Source organism: Rhizobium sp. NPDC092011 (genome assembly GCF_044756305.1).
GTDB lineage: Bacteria > Pseudomonadota > Alphaproteobacteria > Rhizobiales > Rhizobiaceae > Rhizobium.
The window spans coordinates 1-16,300 of record NZ_JBIVSO010000014.1; the positions used below are offsets into that span (position 1 = coordinate 1).

Consider the following 16,300-nt stretch of genomic DNA (forward strand, 5'->3'; position numbering starts at 1 on the left):
TTCGACAGCCTTCTCAACGACGCGCTCCGGGAAGCGGCCTTCGATGATCTGACGAGCGGTACGCTCCTTGATGCCGCCGGCATAACGGTGTGCCAGTAGTAAACCTTGTCTTCGTACTTCTTGCCGGTAAAGACGACCTTGTCGGCATTGATAACGATGACGTTGTCGCCGTCGTCGACGTGCGGCGTGAAGGTAGCCTTATGCTTGCCGCGCAGACGCATTGCGATGATAGAAGCGAGACGGCCAACGACAAGCCCTTCGGCGTCGATGAGAACCCACTTCTTCTCCACCTCTGCAGGCTTCTGGGAGAAGGTTGCCATGTTGCATACTCTCTTTTGAGACCCTTTGGCCCGAAGGCGTTAGGGCGTTTCTTGTTGCTTGGTTTGGCGTGCTAAATGCGTGCCAAAAAGAAAGCAGCCCGGAAAGGCTGCGATCTGTGGCGGCTTATAGAGGGAATGTGACGCTCCGTCAATATTGTCGTCTTGAGCGTCCGTAGAAAATACCTATAAAAATCAATGTCTTATTTTGGTGGTATTTTGACACCACATATTTCAAGGCTCAGCCTAGCCGTAAAACAAGGACACCTGCGGCAATAATCGCGCCGGCGATGTAGCGCCAGATGCTGGAGCGCTCTTTCAAAAAGAGGACGGAAATGACCAGCGCAAAGAGGATCGATGTCTCGCGCAAGGCCGCGACCATGGCGACCGGCGCCTTGGTCATGGCCCACAAGGCGATACCGTAGGAGGCGATCGAACCGCCGCCGCCGACAAGTCCGCGCCACCAGTTATAGCGGATATGGGCGGCGACGGCATTGGCGCCGCGTTGCGAGACCGCCCACGCAAACAGGAGGACGGGCGGCAGAAGCGACATCCACAGCGTATAGGATATTGAGTTGCCTGAAATCCGGGCGCCGATGCCGTCGACATAGGTGTAGGTCGCGATGACCACGGCGTTGGAAAGGGCAAGCAGGATCGCCCGCCGGCCGCCCTTTCGCGCCTCGAACGCCAGTGTCAGTATGCCGGCGCAGATCGTCATCGTGCCGATCAGGGCGCCGCCCGAAAGCGTTTCCTTCAGGATAAAGCTGCTTGTCGAGACGATGATGAGGGGCGCCACGCCGCGCATCAGCGGATAGACGAGGCCGATGTCGCCGGCGCGATACGCGGCCGCGACGAGCTGGAAATAGGCAAATTGCAGGATCGCCGAAGCGGCGATGAACGGCCAGGCCGAGGAGGCGGGCAGCGGCAGGAACGGCAGCAGGGGCAGGGCGGCGACGGCTCCGCCCGCTGAGACAAGCGCGGCGTCGAGAGACTTGTCGGTCCCGGCTTTGATGATCGCATTCCATGTCGCGTGCAGCAGTGCGCCGAAGAGGACAAGGGCGATAACGTCGAGAGACACGAAAACCTCGGAAATCAGGGGAAGGGACGCAAAAACTTGGTATTTTGTGGGAGTGAGGTTCCCATATGATCCTCAACGCATCAAAAAGCAACGAGAATGCTAGCCGGTGGCCCTGCTTCCTGCGGCGACGCTCCTGAAAAGGATCGGTCGCGGAATTGTTCTCTCTATGTTCCAATAATCGCTATGTATATTATGTTTAACTAAATTATTGTAGTATGAATCGCGAACAAACATCGCATGCCATGTGAACGCATGGGTAGAATTAGCGTTTTTTCACCTAAGGCTACCAGCGCGGGGCGCTCTGTTGCATGGGCGTCCGTCGCTCATGTATGATCTTCCGGTTGATACCGTCATGATTTCTTCTCGTTATAATTGAGGCACCCTCGAGTATAGTGGAAAAAATTTCAAATACTGTAAACTATTACAGGTGACCTCTTTGGTCAGATCCGCGACGATCAGACGAATGAGCGCCTCGGTTTGAAGTACAAACCGAATTTCAAGATGATTCGTTGCGTGCGAAATTGCGCAAGTTCCAAAAATAACCGATCGGAAAGATCGGGGCGCCGTGCATCTTCTTTGCAGGCGGCCGATCTCTTGCTGTGTGATCTTTGTATTAGCTTATTCTGAATTTGAAGTGAATGAATGGAGAACAAAGGTCGTATTTCAGAAGAACATGTCCGCCCGCGCCGGCAAAGCCTGTGAAAGCGCCTCCAAAAACATGTCCAAGCGAAGCATATGACAATGCCCGCGCGGTCGTTGGAATGGCCACGATCCTGGTCGAGGACAATCAGCGGTCGTATTTAGCTGGGCAAACGATTGCGAGCCCAAACCTAGCGCACCACGATCATCGCCGGAAAATCAAATCATCGTCATCGAGATCTGTTGCCGGCCGGCATATGTAGACGGGGCAGGAGGCTCGGTCCTTCGTGGGCAGATAGTCCTGGTCGGCATAGTAGCCGAGATCGCAAGCGCCGCTGTCTGCGACATATCGATCGTAGAGCGTCATCCTGGGCGTTCTTTTGGCCGGGTAACGCATGATGACAGCCCGCTCGCGATTGATGACCGCCTTGGCTTCGGCGCAGGTCATCGACATGGAGTTATAGCGGGAAATGGCCAGTGCCGGTGTGGAAGCCGAGACAATCAGCAGGCCCAGGAGAGCGATCTTTTTCATGGGGTTAATCCTCCCAGAAATTGTTATAATGTAATATATACGCGGAAATCGCAGTTGCGGTTTCCGTATTTGCGGCAAAAACGCAAGTTTGATCGCCCAGGGAGGCTTCGTGATGAACCACGATAGTTACGACGATTCCTATATCGCCGATATCCTTTTATCCGTCAGAACCATTGCGCTCCTTGGCGCATCGCCAAACCCCGCGCGGCCGAGCAATGGCGTGATGGCCTACCTGCTGAACAGGGGCTACCGTGTCATCCCAGTCAACCCGGGGCAGGCCGGCAAGGAAATCCTCGGGCAGTGGGTCTATGCGCATCTGGCCGACATCCCCGAGCCTGTGGATATGGTCGATGTTTTTCGTGCGCCGGAATATCTGCGGTCGGTGGTCGAGGAGACCATCATGATCGATCCCCGGCCGCCGGTGATCTGGGGACAGCTTGGTGTACGTGACGATGCCGCGGCGGCCAGAGCCGAGGCCGCGGGTGTCAGGGTCGTCATGGACCGCTGCCCGGCCATCGAATATCCGCGGCTGGTCGCCTGATCCGACGCGGCAGTTTATCGCGCGATCTTGCTGAAAGATGGCAAGTTTTTTCCGTGAGTTGAAGCCCGCGGCAAAGTTCGCGGTTAACTTTCGTGTCGCGCCCGTTATGATCCCTCCATCGCAAAGAGAATCTGGCGGGAGGAAATATCATGCCAACAAACAACCCAGGCTTCGACACGCTCGCAATCCACGCGGGCGCGCAGCCGGATCCCACGACAGGCGCGCGAACGACGCCGATCTACCAGACCACGTCCTTCGTCTTTCAGGATGCGGATCACGCCGCAGCCCTCTTCGGCCTGCAGCAGTTCGGCAATATCTATACGCGCATCATGAATCCGACGCAGGCCGTGCTCGAGGAGCGGGTCGCGGCGCTTGAAGGCGGAACGGCTGCACTTGCCGTTGCTTCCGGCCATGCCGCGCAGCTGCTGGTCTTCCACACCATCATGCGGCCGGGTGACAATTTCATCGCCGCCAAGCGGCTTTACGGCGGCTCGGTCAATCAGTTCGGTCAATCGTTCAAGAATTTCGATTGGCGCGTTCGCTGGGCCGATCCGGCCGACCCCGCCACCTTCGAAGCGCAGATCGATGAGCGCACCCGTGGCATCTTCATCGAAAGCCTTGCCAATCCCGGCGGCACTTTCGTCGATATCGCGGCGATCGCTGCCGTTGCCCACAAGCATGGCCTGCCGCTGATCGTCGACAACACGATGGCAAGCCCCTATCTCATCCGGCCGCTGGAACACGGCGCCGATATCGTCGTCCATTCACTGACGAAGTTCCTCGGCGGTCATGGCAATTCCATGGGTGGCATCATCATCGATGGCGGCACCTTCGACTGGTCGGCATCGGGCAACTATCCGATGCTGTCGGCTCCGCGACCGGAATACAATGGCGTCGTTCTGCACTCGACCTTCGGTAATTTCGCCTTCGCCATCGCCTGCCGCGTTCTCGGCTTGCGCGATCTTGGCCCGGCAATCTCCCCGTTCAATGCCTTCCTGATCCTGACCGGCATCGAGACGCTGCCGCTGCGCATGCAGCGTCATTCCGATAACGCGATCGCGGTTGCGCGGTGGCTGAAGAGCCAGGACAAGGTGGCGTGGGTCAACTATGCCGGTCTCGAGGAAGATCCGAACCATGCGCTTCAGCAGCGCTATTCGCCGAAGGGAGCCGGCTCGGTCTTCACCTTCGGTCTGAAGGGGGGCTATCAGGCCGGCAAGGGTCTTGTGGAAGGGCTTGAGCTCTTCTCACACCTCGCAAACATCGGTGACACGCGTTCGCTCGTCATTCATCCCGCATCGACGACACACAAGCAGCTGACGGACGAGCAGAAGGTCGCAGCCGGCGCCGGCCCCGACGTCGTCCGCCTGTCGATCGGCATCGAGGATGTGAAGGATATCATTGCCGATCTCGAGCAATCGCTGGCCAAGGTCTAAGGATCGGGCTGAAAAAGACTGAAAACGCCGAGCGCGATCTTTGATGGCCAGGTGTTTCATGCTTGTGTCGTCCCCGTGGCTGCGAAAAGCAGCGGCGGGGACGATCGTTTGTTGGCCGTACACAATCGGCAGGAGGCACGTGTGACCACCTATGTGCAACTGGATATTGGCGGCGTCGAGCCGGAGTTGGGTACGCCGGCAGCAGACCGGCTCGTCTCGGGGGCTCCGATCTTCCGGACCTGGAACCTCGATGAGGCCGAGGGCGGTCTCTACGCCGGCATCTGGGAGGCGACCCCCGGGACGTGGCGGATCGTCTATGACGAGTGGGAGTACTTCCACATTCTCTCGGGCTATTCCATTGTGACGGCAGATGACGGCAAAGTCTTTCACTTGCGCGCCGGCGACCGAATGGTGTTGAAGCCAGGCTTCAAGGGGACCTGGGAAGTCATTGAAACGACTCGCAAGGATTATGTGATCCGTCTTTGAAGACCCTCTTGAATCAAAACATGAAGTTCGACTTTTCCCCGGGAAGCGCAAACCTTTCCATGTGCTTCGGCTGAGATCGTTATGCTTGCTGCAGGTTGTGTCACCGCCGCTTCATTAAACTGTCATCAAACTGAAACAATGCGTCTTTAGAGCCATTCCTGTCGCCAGGAGATTTCAGGTGGGGAGGTTCGTTTACTATGGGGACCTCGCGCCGATCTTCTGCTCGCCATCCTTTCATTCACTTGAGGAAGTGAGTCTACTATGCTTAACCTGAAACTCCGTTCGCTCTACCTGACTGCAGGCTTTATCGCGGCTATGTCCGTTTCGGCCTCGGCTGCCGATATCACGGGCGCCGGCTCGAGCTTCATCGCACCTGTTCTGTCCAAGTGGGCCGAAGGCTACAAGGCTGCGACGAACAATGTCGTCAACTATCAGTCGGTCGGTTCGGGCGCCGGCATCAAGCAGCTCCTCGACAAGACCATCGTATTCGGCGCTTCGGACAAGCCGATGAGCGACGCTGATCTCGAGAAGAACGGTATTGCCCAATTCCCGATGATCTCCGGCGGTATCGTCGTTTCCTATAACGTTGAAGGCGTAAAGCCGGGCGAACTCGTTCTCGACGGCAAGACGCTCGCCGACATCTTCCTCGGCAAGATCGCCAAGTGGGATGATGCAGCCATCAAGGCTCTGAACCCCAACGTGAAGCTGCCTTCTACCGCGATCTCTGTCGTTTATCGCGCCGACAGCTCGGGCACGACCTTCAACTTCACCGACTACCTGGCGAAGGTTTCGCCGGAGTGGAAGGAAAAGGTTGGTTCGAACACGGCAGTTGAATGGCCGGTCGGCTTCGGTGCCAAGGGTTCGGAAGGCGTTTCCACCACCGTCAACCAGACGGCTGGTTCGATCTCCTACGTTGAATATTCCTACGTCGTCGCCAACCACATCGGTTTCGCGAAGATGAAGAATGCTGCCGGCAAGGTTATCGAGCCGAGCCTGGAAACGTTCAAGGCTGCTGCTTCCAACGCCGATTGGGCCAAGGCCAAGAACTTCAACCTGATCATCACCAATCAGCCGGGCGAAAAGAGCTGGCCGATTGCAGCTTCGACCTGGGTTCTGCTCTACAAGAAGCCGGCTGATGCTGCTAAGAATGAAGAGGCGCTGAAGTTCTTCAAGTGGTCCTACGAGCACGGTCAGAAGGACGCTACTGCCCTGTCTTACCTCGCGATCCCGGAGAATGTTGCCGAGATCGTCGAGAAGTCCTGGAAGACGGACTTCGGCACCAAGTAATTTGTGCTGAATGAAAAAGTTGCGGCGGACAGGGTATTGCCCTGTCCGCCTTTCATGACGGGACAAGGGGAAATCGATGGCTGATGCGACTCAGACGGCTGGCTTCCAGGCAATGGATACCACCGCCATTACGAGAAAATTCCGGATGCAGGACCGGATTTTCTATTTCATGACGCTTGGCTCGGCTGCTCTTGTCGTGCTTCTGCTGCTGGCAATCCTTGCGGTTCTCATCATTGACGCCGTGCCGACTTTCCAGGCCTTCGGCTTTTCGTTCCTCTGGGGAACGAAGTGGAGCGCTCCCGCCGAAATCTATGGCGCCGTGCCGGCCGTGGTTGGTACCTTGGTGAGCGCACTCATCGCCATGTTGATAGCTGTTCCCCTGGGTATCGGCATCGCCATCTTCCTGACGGAGCTTTGCCCAGGTAGCCTGCGGCGCCCGATCAGTACGGCCATCGAACTTCTGGCCGGTGTTCCCTCGATCATCTACGGCATCGTCGGCCTGTTCATTCTCGTGCCGCTGATGCAGAATTATGTCCTGCCCTTCCTTATCATGACGATCGGCCAGGTGCCGGTGATCGGCCTGCTGTTCCAGCCGCCGGCGCCGGGCGTCGGCCTGTTGACGGCAAGCCTCGTTCTGGCTGTCATGATCCTGCCTTTCATCACCGCCATCGCCCGCGACGTGTTCGGCACCGTACCGCCGATGCTGCGTGAATCCGCTTACGGCATGGGCATGACCACATGGGAAGTGGCCCGTCACATCCTGATCCCCTATACACGCCGCGGTCTGGTCGGCGGCATCATGCTCGGCCTGGGTCGCGCGCTTGGCGAAACAATGGCCGTGACCTTCGTCATCGGCTCGGTGAGCCGCCTGCAATCGTCGATCATCTCGCCGTCCACCACCATTTCCGCCCAGATCGCGAACAACTTCGGCGATGCCGACGGTCTGCAATTGTCGAGCCTGATTGCGCTCGGCCTGCTCCTGTTCATCCTCTCCTTCTGCGTGCTGGCGCTGGCAAGGTGGATGATCGGCCGCGGCGACTCGCACTGAGGAAACCCCGATGGAAAATGCAATTCGTCAAAATCTCGTGTCGAGGCGCTATGGGAAGAACCGGGTGATGATGGCCTTGTGCTTTCTCGCCGCTGTCCTCGGCATATTCTTTCTCAGCGTAATCCTCGTGACCCTGGTTTTTCGCGGTGTTTCGGCGCTCAGCCTCGACGTCTTCACCATGTCGATCCCGGCGCAGGGTTCGCGCGGCGGCCTGATCAACGCAATCTACGGCACCGTGCTGGTTACGGGCTGCGCCATTCTGATCGCGGCGCCGATCGGCATTCTCGCCGGCACCTATCTGGTGGAATATGCCAACGGCTCCAAGCTGGCCGAAGCAGCCAAGTTCCTCAATGACATCCTGCTCTCGGCACCCTCGATCATCGTCGGCGTGTTCGTCTACGGCGCCGTCGTTGTGCCCATGCACGGTAACTCTGCGTTCGCCGGCATCCTCGCGCTGGCGCTGATAGCCCTTCCTGTCGTCAATCGTACGACGCAGGACATGCTGCTGCTGGTGCCCAATGCGCTTCGCGAAGCGACGGCTGCACTCGGCGCGCCGCGCTGGAAGTCCATGATGATGGTGATCTACCGTTCGGCCTGGACGGGCATCCTCACCGGTATCCTGCTGGCGGTTGCCCGCATCAGCGGCGAAACAGCACCGCTTCTCTTCACGGCCGGCTACAGCAAATTCATGAATGCGGGCCTGACCGGTCCGATCGCGACACTGCCGGTTGCCATCAACACGCTCGCCGCCGATCCCGGCGAGGATCTGAAACAATTGGCCTGGGCCGGCGCACTGATCATCACCGTCGCCATCCTTGCCCTCAACATCCTTGCACGTGTCTTGAGTGGGCGCCGCCAGTGACGCAGCCGCCGAACGATAGGAATGAGACCATGAACATGAGCGACAGCAATTTCCAGAGCGTCAATGCACAGTCGGGGAAGGACGCCGTTTCCCAGTCGGATCTCGGCCTTGCGAAACTCGACGTGAAGAACCTCGACTTCACCTATCAGAACGGTCATCGCGTTCTGAAGAGTGTGAACATGAACATCCGCAAGAATGCGGTCACCGCCTTCATCGGCCCTTCGGGCTGCGGTAAGTCCACGCTGCTGCGCACCTTCAACCGGATGTATGATCTTTATCCGGGGCAGACGGTTTCGGGCGAAATCCTGCTGGACGGCCGCAATATTCTGACCAAGGACGTCGATCTCAACGATTTGCGCGCCAAGGTCGGCATGGTGTTCCAGAAGCCCACGCCGTTCCCGATGTCGATCTATGAAAACGTCGCTTTCGGCATTCGTCTCTATGAGAAGCTTTCCAAGGCGGAAATGGACGTTCGCGTCGAAGCGGCGCTGACGGAGACGGCGCTGTGGAGCGAAGTCAAGGAAAAGCTGCACCAGAGCGGACTTGGCCTTTCCGGCGGTCAGCAGCAGCGCCTGTGTATCGCCCGTGCGATTGCGCTTCGCCCTGAAGTCCTCCTGCTCGACGAACCGACCTCGGCTCTCGACCCAATCTCGACCGCGAAAGTCGAGGAGCTGGTGTCGCAGCTGAAGGGCGAGTTTACGATCGTCATCGTCACGCACAACATGCAGCAGGCAAGCCGTATCTCCGACAGCACCGCCTTCATGTATCTCGGCGAACTGATCGAATATGGCGCGACCGAGCAGATCTTCCAGGCGCCGAAGGTGAAGCGCACGGAAGACTATATCACCGGCCGTTACGGCTGAGCCGGTTCCGGGTTACCGAAGACGATTATTCGCAATGGCGCGCCGATCCGGCGCGCCATTTTGCGTTCGGAGGCGATCGCAGATCTTGCCGATTGCCACTCGTCGTTTGCGCAGCCGGCATTGGTGGTTTCGTAGGACGGCTGGAGCTGATGGAGAGACGCCAGAGCATGTCGCACAAAATCATGCGGCGTTCTTGCGGCTGCGGCATGGGTGGAATCAACGATCTGAAGCGTGTGAGGTGAAGCTGAAAGATCGAGGCGCGCTTTAATCGAGAGATGTCCCGAGAGAGCCGGGGCCTTCGCGCCAGCCGCCGGTGTGGAGGCGAGGCGGCAGGTGCGGCGAAGTCCAGGTCACATTTTCGCGAGCTTGCCCATGCGCCGCAAAGCGTGGATCTGATCTTCCAGCGTCGGCACCAGTTCGCCGATATCCGTCTTCGGGGGCGCATCCTCGGTCTTGGCGATCTCCGCCTCGCTGAAGACGATGGTGCAATTGCGCCCCGCATGCTTGGCGGCGTAAAGGGCGCGATCGGCGGAGGAAACGAGCCGATCCCAGCTCACCTCGTCGCGCGGCATGATCGCAACGCCGATGCTGACGGTCGCAGGGACCAGCGAGCGGCCGGCAAGCAGAGGAACGCGGCAGAAATCGGCACGGATGGTTTCGGCCAGCGCCTCGGCTTCCTCCCGATCGGTTATCGGCACGAAGGCGATGAACTCCTCGCCGCCCATACGGCCGAACGCGCCGTTGCGCGGTACGAATAGACGCGCGATCCGGGCAAATTCGATGAGGACGGCGTCGCCGGTCTGGTGACCGTAGCGGTCGTTGATCGATTTGAAGTGGTCGAGATCGAACAACAGCGCGGCAAGCTTCTGCGGCTGCCGTTGCCCGTCTCCGGCCAGAATGTCGTAGCTATCCTGAAGGCCGCGGCGGTTCAGCACACCCGTCAACGTATCGGTGATGGAGATGGCTCGCCAGCGGCGCTCGGAGCGCTCCATCAAAAGCTTCCCGTTCAGAACGATTGCGGCGATGACGAGCAGTCCGTAGCCGAGCGCTGCATAGCCGCGATAGATTTGCGCCTCTTCCAGCGAGGGCGCCCGCAAAGACGTCCAAAGCGCCGAAATGAAGCAGAAGGATGCCAGCGTCATGAAGACGACGCCGAGCTGCCCCCGCGCGGGTTCGCGCCGGCCCTCGTTCGGTCGCACGGCAAAGGCGAGCAGACTGGCGCCGACGGCGCCCGCAAGATCATAGAGGATGATGCGATTGACGAAGCTTTCGGCGACCCATGGCAAGTTTACGCCCACCAGCCAGATGGCCGGTGGCAGCAATGCCGGCCATTGGAGCTTGCGTTTGTCCATCCACCGGAAACCGGCGATCCAGGCGCTTTCGCCCATGAGGGCGACTGTATTGCCGATCTTGATGGACCACATATCCGGAACAAAGCCGCGGGCTGCCACAAGCGCAAATCCGATGGCGCTGACGGCAAAGCCCACCGCCCACATCAGGTAGGCGGGTGACTGGCGATCGTGACGCCAGGCAAGAAGGAGTATGGTTGCCAGGGTAATAGCCTCCGAGCACCAGATGCTTAGCCCTGTCGTCATGTTCAGCACGATCTGTGTCTTCTCCCTTTCCCCCAGGGCAGTAGCGACGGCGCCGGAGACGCTATGGTTTCTGCCGCTGCCTATCCTCATCGAATAAGGTGGCAAGTTCCTTAAATGACGTGGTAAATTTTGCCTGTGTCTCCCGTTGGGATGCTATCGCAACGTTCCTTTATGTTTCCTTCACCTTACGCCCGGGAAAAGCGGTGGGTTGTGCAAGACACCGCGCCCATACAATTGGCATTGCGAAAGCCGCGATTAGAAATCCTTTGTCAACGCTTCTTGGGGCATTACTGCTTTTTGAGGTTATGCTTTCGTGCGTCTTGAAGTGCAGGGCAGGGACACTCTATGTAGGGGTAAAGGAATTTTACTCGATTCCCGGCGTTTTCGTCGCCGGGGCAAGCTTGGTAAAGGACGCACATGAGAAATCCAGTCGATACAGCTATGGCTCTGGTGCCGATGGTTGTTGAGCAGACCAATCGCGGGGAACGGTCTTACGACATCTATTCCCGCCTGCTGAAGGAACGCATCATTTTCCTGACCGGGCCGGTTGAGGACCATATGGCGACGTTGGTGTGCGCCCAGCTTCTCTTCCTTGAGGCCGAAAACCCGAAGAAGGAAATCGCGCTCTATATCAATTCGCCGGGCGGCGTCGTCACCGCGGGCATGGCAATCTACGATACGATGCAGTTCATCAAGCCTGCCGTTTCGACGCTGTGCATCGGCCAGGCCGCCTCGATGGGCTCGCTGCTGCTCGCCGCCGGCGACAAGGACATGCGCTTCGCAACGCCGAACTCCCGCATCATGGTTCACCAGCCGTCGGGCGGTTTCCAGGGCCAGGCTTCGGACATCGAGCGCCATGCGCGCGACATCATCAAGATGAAGCGCCGTTTGAACGAAGTTTACGTCAAGCATTGCGGTCGCACCTATGAAGAAGTCGAGCAGACGCTCGATCGTGACCATTTCATGTCCTCGGACGAGGCCAAGGAATGGGGTCTGATCGACAAGGTGCTGACGTCGCGTACCGAAATGGAAGGCGAAACCGCTTCGTGATTTATCCTCGAGGCGGTGACTTCTGCGCCACAGTTCTATCCCATTTGTGATCGAATAGGGGTTTAATGTGGAACGGAACGCGGTAATAGTAAGCATTAATGCTATGTAGCGCTTTTGTGACATGGCATTCGGCATTCGAAGGGGAATCGTTGCCACGCAGTTCCGGTTTGCCGGAATTGCGTTCAGTACCCCGAAGAGCGCCGCGATCTGCCATTAAACGAGGGGCAGGTCCGGCGGGCGCATTGAGTGGACCGCGATTTCGACTTGGAAATTGGCGGCGTGCTGGAAGGAAAGTGATATGAGCAAAGTCAGCGGCAGCAACGGCGGCGACTCGAAGAACACGCTTTATTGTTCGTTCTGCGGTAAGAGCCAGCATGAAGTCCGCAAATTGATTGCCGGGCCAACCGTCTTCATCTGCGATGAGTGCGTTGAACTCTGCATGGACATCATCCGCGAGGAAAACAAATCCTCGATGGTGAAGTCGCGTGATGGAGTTCCGACACCGCAGGACATCATCAAGGTTCTTGACGAATACGTCATCGGTCAGCGGCAGGCGAAGAAGATCCTCTCCGTTGCCGTTCATAACCATTACAAGCGTCTCGCTCACGCGTCCAAGAACGGCGATGTCGAGCTGGCGAAGTCGAACATCATGCTCGTTGGTCCGACGGGTTGCGGCAAGACCTATCTGGCCCAGACGCTCGCCCGGATTATCGACGTGCCGTTCACCATGGCTGATGCGACGACGCTGACCGAAGCCGGCTATGTCGGTGAAGACGTCGAAAACATCATTCTCAAGCTGCTCCAGGCTGCCGACTACAACGTCGAGCGTGCACAGCGTGGCATCGTCTACATCGACGAAGTCGACAAGATCTCGCGCAAGTCGGACAATCCGTCGATCACGCGCGACGTCTCTGGCGAAGGTGTGCAGCAGGCACTGTTGAAGATCATGGAAGGCACTGTTGCTTCGGTTCCGCCGCAGGGTGGCCGCAAGCATCCGCAGCAGGAATTCCTGCAGGTGGATACGACCAACATCCTCTTCATCTGCGGCGGCGCTTTCGCAGGCCTCGACAAGATCATCTCTGCCCGTGGCGAGAAGACCTCGATCGGCTTTGGCGCCACCGTTAAGGCTCCGGACGATCGTCGCGTCGGCGAAGTGCTGCGCGAGCTGGAGCCGGAAGATCTGGTCAAGTTCGGCTTGATTCCGGAATTCATCGGCCGTCTGCCCGTGCTGGCGACCCTGGAAGACCTGGATGCGGATGCGCTGATCCAGATCCTGTCTGAGCCGAAGAACGCGCTCGTCAAGCAGTACCAGCGCCTGTTCGAGATGGAAGACGTCGAGCTGACCTTCCATGAGGACGCTCTTCGCGAGATCGCTCGCCGGGCGATTGTCCGCAAGACGGGTGCTCGCGGCCTGCGCTCGATCATGGAAAAGATCCTGCTCGATACTATGTTCGAGCTGCCGGCGCTGGAAGGCGTGCGCGAAGTGGTCATTTCCGAGGAAGTGGTTCGCGGCTCCGCCCGCCCGCTTTACATCTATGCCGACCGGCAGGAAGAAAAGGCCAACGCAACGGCCTGATGCCTGCATCGGCCATCATGAATCGAGGGGCTCGTCGTCGACGGGCCCCTTTCTGTTTGAAAAGTCGTGTGCTTTGCTGATAAAGTCTTGGATAAGCTTATGGGAACGCAGTCGAAACCGGTTGTGAAGAACTCCCGCTGCGGCCATGATGGCATGATTCTGGAGCATCCGGCGGATAGGGCGCAAGCCCGGCGTTTCATCTTCGGATTTAGCTTCGCCAGCCGTGTTCGAGTAGCTGGGCTTTGGTGTTTTGTTGTTGCGTTCGTCCTCGTGAATCCGCGGGTCCGCTGTCCAACGACAGTGCGTCTCGCATGACTTGAAATAGGTAATGTGAAGCTCCACTTGTTAACCAAGTGAGAGAGCCGGCTAATCCTCCCCAGCCGGCAGAGAGCCCGGAAACGGGACGACGGAAAGGAAATAATATGACTAAGAAAACGTCTGCGGCAAAAGAGAGCATTGCCTATCCGGTATTGCCGTTGCGCGACATCGTGGTCTTCCCCCACATGATCGTGCCGCTGTTCGTCGGACGGGAGAAGTCCATTCGCGCGTTGGAAGAGGTCATGGGTTCCGACAAGCAGATCATGCTGGTCACCCAGATCAATGCCAGCGATGACGATCCCGCGCCGGATGCAATCCATAAGGTCGGCACCATTGCCAATGTGCTGCAGCTACTGAAGCTTCCCGACGGCACCGTCAAGGTGCTGGTCGAAGGCCGTGCGCGCGCGGAGATCGACGAATACACCAGCCGCGAGGATTTCTACGAAGCCCTCGGTCATACCCTGCACGAGCCGGAAGAAGATCAGGTCGAGCTGGAGGCGCTGAGCCGCTCGGTCGTTTCGGAATTCGAGAGCTACGTGAAGCTCAACAAGAAGATTTCCCCGGAAGTGGTGGGTGCCGCCAGCCAGATCGACGATTATTCCAAGCTCGCCGATACGGTCGCTTCGCATCTGTCGATCAAGATCACCGAGAAGCAGGAGATGCTGGAAACCACCAGCGTCAAGGGCCGCCTCGAAAAGGCGCTCGGCTTCATGGAAGGCGAGATTTCGGTTCTCCAGGTCGAGAAGCGCATCCGCTCGCGCGTCAAGCGCCAGATGGAGAAGACCCAGCGCGAATACTACCTGAATGAGCAGATGAAGGCGATCCAGAAGGAACTCGGCGATGGCGACGAAGGCCGCGACGAGATGGCCGAGCTGGAAGAGCGCATCTCCAAGACCAAGCTGTCGAAGGAAGCCAAGGAAAAGGCTGACGCCGAGCTGAAGAAGCTGCGGCAGATGAGCCCGATGTCGGCCGAGGCGACTGTTGTACGCAACTATCTCGATTGGCTGCTGGGCATTCCGTGGCACAAGAAGTCGAAGATCAAGACCGATCTGAACAATGCCGAGAAGATCCTCGAAGCCGATCATTTCGGTCTGGACAAGGTCAAGGAGCGCATCGTCGAGTATCTGGCAGTGCAGGCTCGCGCGACCAAGATCAAAGGCCCGATCCTGTGCCTCGTCGGCCCTCCGGGCGTCGGCAAGACCTCGCTCGCCCAGTCGATCGCCAAGGCGACCGGCCGTGAGTATGTCCGCATGGCGCTCGGCGGCGTTCGTGACGAAGCCGAAATTCGCGGTCACCGCCGCACCTATATTGGCTCGATGCCCGGCAAGGTCATCCAGTCGATGAAGAAGGCTAAGAAGTCCAACCCGCTGTTCCTGCTCGACGAAATCGACAAGCTCGGCATGGACTATCGTGGCGATCCGTCTTCGGCTCTGCTTGAGGTGCTGGATCCGGCTCAGAACTCGACCTTCATGGATCACTACCTGGAAGTCGAATACGATCTGTCGGACGTGATGTTCATCACGACGGCGAACACGCTGAACATCCCTGCGCCGTTGATGGACCGCATGGAGATCATCCGTATCGCCGGCTACACCGAAGACGAGAAGCGCGAGATCGCCAAGCGGCACCTGCTGCCGAAGGCCATCAAGGAACATGCGCTGCAGCCGAGCGAGTTCTCGGTCAGTGACGATGCCCTGATGGTCGTCATCGAGCAGTATACCCGTGAAGCCGGTGTCCGTAACTTCGAACGCGAACTGATGAAGCTCGCCCGCAAGGCGGTCACCGAGATCATCAAGGGCAAGACCAAGTCGATCACCGTGACGGCCGAAAACGTTCCGGACTATCTGGGCGTGCCGCGCTACCGTCATGGCGAAGCCGAACGCGAAGATCAGGTCGGTGTCGTCACCGGTCTCGCCTGGACTGAAGTCGGCGGCGTGCTGCTGACGATCGAAGGCGTGATGATGCCGGGCAAGGGCCGCATGACGGTCACCGGCAACCTGAAGGAAGTCATGAAGGAATCGATCTCGGCAGCGGCCTCCTACGTCCGCTCGCGCGCTGTCGATTTCGGCATCGAACCACCGCGCTTCGACAAGAGCGACATCCACGTGCATCTGCCGGAAGGCGCGACGCCGAAGGATGGTCCGTCGGCCGGCGTTGCCATGGCAACCGCGATCGTCTCGATCATGACCGGCATCCCGGTTTCCAAGGATGTGGCCATGACCGGTGAAATCACGCTGCGCGGCCGCGTGCTGCCGATCGGCGGCCTGAAGGAAAAGCTGCTGGCAGCAATGCGCGGCGGCATCAAGAAGGTGCTGATCCCGGAAGAAAACGCCAAGGATCTGGCGGAGATTCCGGACAACGTGAAGAACAGCATGGAGATCATTCCGGTCTCGCGCATGGGCGAGGTGATCAAACACGCGCTCGTCCGCCGGCCGGAGCCGATCGAATGGGATGGCACTGTCGAAACGCCCGTGATCGCAACGGTCGAAGGCGTCGACGATGTGGGTGCGTCGATCGCACATTGAGGCTCTTCGCCTCAATTCTGTCGAATTGCCAGAAATGGCGAAAAGACCGGCATTTTTGCCGGTCTTTTTTTGTGAAAAGCGTCCGGAAACGCTTGCTTTTCCTTGGTTTGCAGGGTTTTTGGGGGTGCGGCGGGTAAGAGCATTCCTACT

General features: G+C 58.5%; 13 protein-coding genes and 1 pseudogene. 10 read left to right on the plus strand and 4 right to left on the minus strand.

Translation table 11 applies throughout. The annotated features are described in order from the left end of the window. The 3 genes and pseudogenes from rplM to ACIQJ2_RS31725 all read right to left on the minus strand — a co-directional run. A pseudogene (gene rplM, locus ACIQJ2_RS31715) lies at window positions 1–320 on the minus strand (50S ribosomal protein L13); the annotation flags it as partial. Between the two features lie 238 nt (window positions 321–558). Next, window positions 559–1,395, minus strand: a complete 837-nt coding sequence (locus ACIQJ2_RS31720; RefSeq protein ID WP_400677864.1) for an EamA family transporter — start codon at window positions 1,393–1,395, stop codon at window positions 559–561. An 844-nt stretch (window positions 1,396–2,239) separates the two neighbouring features. Then, a complete protein-coding gene (locus ACIQJ2_RS31725; protein ID WP_199149808.1) occupies window positions 2,240–2,566 on the minus strand; it encodes a hypothetical protein in 327 nt (108 codons plus the stop codon). Between the two features lie 112 nt (window positions 2,567–2,678). On the opposite strand from ACIQJ2_RS31725, the gene ACIQJ2_RS31730 reads away from it, so the two are divergent. The 7 genes from ACIQJ2_RS31730 (at window position 2,679) to pstB (ending at window position 9,086) form a co-directional block, all read left to right on the plus strand. After that, window positions 2,679–3,107: a CoA-binding protein gene (locus tag ACIQJ2_RS31730; protein WP_199087912.1), complete on the plus strand. Its 429-nt coding sequence runs from the start codon at window positions 2,679–2,681 to the stop codon at window positions 3,105–3,107. 149 nt (window positions 3,108–3,256) lie between these two features. Beyond that, window positions 3,257–4,540: an O-acetylhomoserine aminocarboxypropyltransferase gene (locus tag ACIQJ2_RS31735; protein WP_400677863.1), complete on the plus strand. Its 1,284-nt coding sequence runs from the start codon at window positions 3,257–3,259 to the stop codon at window positions 4,538–4,540. A gap of 141 nt (window positions 4,541–4,681) precedes the next feature. Further along, entirely contained in the window at window positions 4,682–5,026 is a 345-nt protein-coding gene (locus tag ACIQJ2_RS31740; protein WP_199149810.1) for a cupin domain-containing protein, read from the plus strand. Window positions 5,027–5,341: 315 nt separating this feature from the next. Beyond that, a complete protein-coding gene (pstS, locus tag ACIQJ2_RS31745) occupies window positions 5,342–6,313 on the plus strand; it encodes a phosphate ABC transporter substrate-binding protein PstS (RefSeq protein ID WP_400746691.1) in 972 nt (323 codons plus the stop codon). 76 nt (window positions 6,314–6,389) lie between these two features. Next, the gene (gene pstC / locus ACIQJ2_RS31750) at window positions 6,390–7,361 is read left to right on the plus strand and encodes a phosphate ABC transporter permease subunit PstC (protein ID WP_400675012.1); all 972 of its coding nucleotides are present in this window, start codon (window positions 6,390–6,392) and stop codon (window positions 7,359–7,361) included. A gap of 10 nt (window positions 7,362–7,371) precedes the next feature. After that, window positions 7,372–8,223 carry a phosphate ABC transporter permease PstA gene (gene pstA / locus ACIQJ2_RS31755; protein WP_400675015.1) on the plus strand — a complete coding sequence of 284 codons (852 nt, stop codon included), beginning with the start codon at window positions 7,372–7,374 and terminating at the stop codon, window positions 8,221–8,223. 29 nt (window positions 8,224–8,252) lie between these two features. After that, complete coding sequence (gene pstB / locus ACIQJ2_RS31760) at window positions 8,253–9,086, plus strand: phosphate ABC transporter ATP-binding protein PstB (protein ID WP_199149814.1); 834 nt, start codon at window positions 8,253–8,255, stop codon at window positions 9,084–9,086. Between the two features lie 350 nt (window positions 9,087–9,436). Here the strand turns inward: pstB and ACIQJ2_RS31765 are convergent, their stop codons facing one another. After that, window positions 9,437–10,681 carry a diguanylate cyclase domain-containing protein gene (locus tag ACIQJ2_RS31765; RefSeq protein ID WP_400675169.1) on the minus strand — a complete coding sequence of 415 codons (1,245 nt, stop codon included), beginning with the start codon at window positions 10,679–10,681 and terminating at the stop codon, window positions 9,437–9,439. Between the two features lie 417 nt (window positions 10,682–11,098). On the opposite strand from ACIQJ2_RS31765, the gene clpP reads away from it, so the two are divergent. From clpP to lon, 3 genes are all read left to right on the plus strand, one after another. Then, window positions 11,099–11,731, plus strand: a complete 633-nt coding sequence (gene clpP, locus ACIQJ2_RS31770) for an ATP-dependent Clp endopeptidase proteolytic subunit ClpP (RefSeq protein ID WP_092852375.1) — start codon at window positions 11,099–11,101, stop codon at window positions 11,729–11,731. 298 nt (window positions 11,732–12,029) lie between these two features. After that, on the plus strand, window positions 12,030–13,307 hold the full coding sequence (clpX, locus tag ACIQJ2_RS31775) for an ATP-dependent Clp protease ATP-binding subunit ClpX (RefSeq protein ID WP_015339478.1): 1,278 nt from the start codon (window positions 12,030–12,032) through the stop codon (window positions 13,305–13,307). A 422-nt stretch (window positions 13,308–13,729) separates the two neighbouring features. Beyond that, window positions 13,730–16,150 carry an endopeptidase La gene (gene lon / locus ACIQJ2_RS31780; protein WP_199149816.1) on the plus strand — a complete coding sequence of 807 codons (2,421 nt, stop codon included), beginning with the start codon at window positions 13,730–13,732 and terminating at the stop codon, window positions 16,148–16,150. The last annotated feature ends 150 nt before the right edge of the window (window positions 16,151–16,300 follow it).

Bases quoted from the DNA above. Each gene is read 5' to 3' on its own strand.
- ACIQJ2_RS31725 (WP_199149808.1), bottom strand. From the start codon at position 2,566: ATGAAAAAGATCGCTCTCCTGGGCCTGCTGATTGTCTCGGCTTCCACA.
- ACIQJ2_RS31730 (WP_199087912.1), top strand. From the start codon at position 2,679: ATGAACCACGATAGTTACGACGATTCCTATATCGCCGATATCCTTTTA.
- ACIQJ2_RS31735 (WP_400677863.1), top strand. From the start codon at position 3,257: ATGCCAACAAACAACCCAGGCTTCGACACGCTCGCAATCCACGCGGGC.
- pstS (WP_400746691.1), top strand. From the start codon at position 5,342: ATGTCCGTTTCGGCCTCGGCTGCCGATATCACGGGCGCCGGCTCGAGC.
- pstC (WP_400675012.1), top strand. From the start codon at position 6,390: ATGGCTGATGCGACTCAGACGGCTGGCTTCCAGGCAATGGATACCACC.
- pstA (WP_400675015.1), top strand. From the start codon at position 7,372: ATGGAAAATGCAATTCGTCAAAATCTCGTGTCGAGGCGCTATGGGAAG.
- pstB (WP_199149814.1), top strand. From the start codon at position 8,253: ATGAACATGAGCGACAGCAATTTCCAGAGCGTCAATGCACAGTCGGGG.
- ACIQJ2_RS31765 (WP_400675169.1), bottom strand. From the start codon at position 10,681: ATGACGACAGGGCTAAGCATCTGGTGCTCGGAGGCTATTACCCTGGCA.
- clpP (WP_092852375.1), top strand. From the start codon at position 11,099: ATGAGAAATCCAGTCGATACAGCTATGGCTCTGGTGCCGATGGTTGTT.
- clpX (WP_015339478.1), top strand. From the start codon at position 12,030: ATGAGCAAAGTCAGCGGCAGCAACGGCGGCGACTCGAAGAACACGCTT.
- lon (WP_199149816.1), top strand. From the start codon at position 13,730: ATGACTAAGAAAACGTCTGCGGCAAAAGAGAGCATTGCCTATCCGGTA.